Origin of the sequence: Dolichospermum sp. LEGE 00246 (assembly GCF_015207865.1) — a bacterium.
Taxonomy (GTDB): domain Bacteria; phylum Cyanobacteriota; class Cyanobacteriia; order Cyanobacteriales; family Nostocaceae; genus Dolichospermum; species Dolichospermum heterosporum.
Map to the genome: position 1 here is coordinate 1 of NZ_JADEWA010000672.1, position 1,986 is coordinate 1,986.

Below are 1,986 nucleotides of genomic sequence, written 5' to 3' on the forward strand. Positions count from 1 at the left end.
AAATAAAATTGTGTTTTTTACTACAGAACCACCTGTTAATGAACGAATAAAAAATACCTTTGGAGATTTTGTTAAAGTTACATTTCCACCTAAGCAGTAAGTTGCAAACTTTCTTTTTTTAATGATAGTTTTCGTGGAGATTGACCCCATTTTTTCTGATGTTCTTGCCAAGCTTCTGGCATTTCATCCCATATTCTACCATCTAATAACTTACCACCAGCTTTAGAAGTTCTACCACCGATTTGCTTAAAGAAAAATGCAACTTCTGCTTTTTGGCATTGGTCACGAATGTCTTCAGCCCATTCAATATTCATTGGACGATGTTTTTGACCAGATTCTCCACCAACAATGACCCAATCAATATTTGTGAGGTCAAGATTTAATGAACCTAACAATGGTTCACAGGAAAGGAAACGCACATTTGCAGGAACTTGACGAAGTAAATCAATACGAGAAACATAACTTTGATTTTCCACTGATACACCTAACCAGATATTTTTATGAAAGTCTAGATGTGGTGATAATTCAACTAATCTTTCAGGTCTTTTTGTTAATATTTGATATATATGATGAGGTGTAGCATGAATCACTTTAAATACCTTTTGAATAAAATCTAAAGGTACTTCTTCATGAAAAAGATCACTCATTGAATTAACAAATATTCTACTAGGAGTACGCCATTTTAAAGGTTCTGTCAATCTTTCTGGATGTAGAGTTAAATCAAATCCATTTTTAAAATTATTAGGAAAGCGTTTAGTAATAGCTTCTGCGTAGCAATGCACACAACCTGGACTAACTTTGTTACAACCAGTTGTAGGATTCCAAGTTTTATCTGTCCACTCAATACCTGTGTTTATACTAGACATGATGATTTAACCTTAGTTAGTTATGAATTTTGTAAGTTATCTGGATTTGATGTTTTTAATTCGTATGTACTATAATATAACAGATTTTATGAGTATCGAAAATAATTTTCTCCTAACTTACAATTTTTTATTTTTGCAGGTTTACAATATATAAAGTCATCCACAATAGACTTATGACACTAACCCTCAGCTTACCACCAGAATTAGAACAGTATTTAATACAAGAAGCACAACAGCAAGGACTTTCTGTGGAAACATACACATTGGAACTTATCCAAAAATCTATTTTCCAATTAGAGAAAAATTCATCTCTTGAAGAAACACCCACAGAAATTGTCATTGAAGGTATTCATCAGGGAATAAAAGAAGCATTAAGTGGACAAACTATACCCCTTTCACAAATGTGGGAAGGAATAGATGCAGAATAATAATGAACCACTACTAATTGAAATTGCTCTTACTCCTCGTTTTCAAAGGGATTTAAGAGAACTGGCTAAACGCTATCGTTCAATTCGTAGTGATGTTCAACCTTTAATTGATCAACTACAAGCAGGTGAAATTCCTGGAGATAGAATTGCAGGAATTAAATATCAAGTTTTCAAAGTTCGTATTAAAAATAGTAACATTCAAAAAGGAAAAAGTGGAGGATATAGGGTGATTTATTATCTGAAAAATGCTCAAGGAATTATACTCACTACAATTTATTCTAAATCTGATCTGACAGATGTGAGTAATGAAATAATTGAACAAGCAATAGCTCAATATGAAGAAGGAAAGACAATTCCAGATGACTAAAAGTATGCCCCAATTACTAGACGTAGTAGCATTAACAGTGGATTTACCTGAATATAACTTGTTACGTGGTCAAGTTGGTACAATAGTTGAATTATTAGCCGATGGTACTGTATTTGAAGTAGAATTTAGCGATCGCAGTGGACAAACTTATGAATCTCTTGGTTTACGTCCAGAGCAAATAATAGTGTTAAATTTTTAGCCAATATCATCATCAAAAATAATTTCCTCACCCGCACCCCACATCATGTCATACATACCTTGACGCACAGCGCGATGAAAACTTGAATATTCCCAATCTTTTGGTGCTGTTACCAAATCATGTTTC

General features: G+C 33.2%; 4 protein-coding genes. 3 read left to right on the plus strand and 1 reads right to left on the minus strand.

The window, feature by feature from the left end:
- Window positions 1–89: 89 nt before the first annotated feature.
- The gene (locus IQ228_RS25390) at window positions 90–866 is read right to left on the minus strand and encodes a DUF5131 family protein (RefSeq protein WP_193964917.1); all 777 of its coding nucleotides are present in this window, start codon (window positions 864–866) and stop codon (window positions 90–92) included.
- A 173-nt stretch (window positions 867–1,039) separates the two neighbouring features.
- On the opposite strand from IQ228_RS25390, the gene IQ228_RS25395 reads away from it, so the two are divergent.
- The 3 genes from IQ228_RS25395 to IQ228_RS25405 are packed head-to-tail and all read left to right on the plus strand — an operon-like array spanning window position 1,040 to window position 1,860.
- Window positions 1,040–1,294 carry a hypothetical protein gene (locus IQ228_RS25395; protein ID WP_193964919.1) on the plus strand — a complete coding sequence of 85 codons (255 nt, stop codon included), beginning with the start codon at window positions 1,040–1,042 and terminating at the stop codon, window positions 1,292–1,294.
- Entirely contained in the window at window positions 1,284–1,661 is a 378-nt protein-coding gene (locus IQ228_RS25400; RefSeq protein ID WP_193964921.1) for a type II toxin-antitoxin system RelE/ParE family toxin, read from the plus strand. Before IQ228_RS25395 ends, IQ228_RS25400 begins: the two co-directional genes overlap by 11 nt.
- Window positions 1,654–1,860, plus strand: coding sequence for a DUF4926 domain-containing protein (locus IQ228_RS25405; protein ID WP_027404094.1), 207 nt, complete (start codon window positions 1,654–1,656; stop codon window positions 1,858–1,860). The genes IQ228_RS25400 and IQ228_RS25405 overlap by 8 nt, the downstream gene beginning before the upstream one ends.
- Window positions 1,861–1,986 lie beyond the last annotated feature (126 nt).

Excerpts from the sequence above, each read along its gene's own strand:
- IQ228_RS25395 (WP_193964919.1), top strand. The coding sequence starts at position 1,040 with ATGACACTAACCCTCAGCTTACCACCAGAATTAGAACAGTATTTAATA.
- IQ228_RS25400 (WP_193964921.1), top strand. The coding sequence starts at position 1,284 with ATGCAGAATAATAATGAACCACTACTAATTGAAATTGCTCTTACTCCT.
- IQ228_RS25405 (WP_027404094.1), top strand. The coding sequence starts at position 1,654 with ATGACTAAAAGTATGCCCCAATTACTAGACGTAGTAGCATTAACAGTG.
- IQ228_RS25390 (WP_193964917.1), bottom strand. The coding sequence starts at position 866 with ATGTCTAGTATAAACACAGGTATTGAGTGGACAGATAAAACTTGGAAT.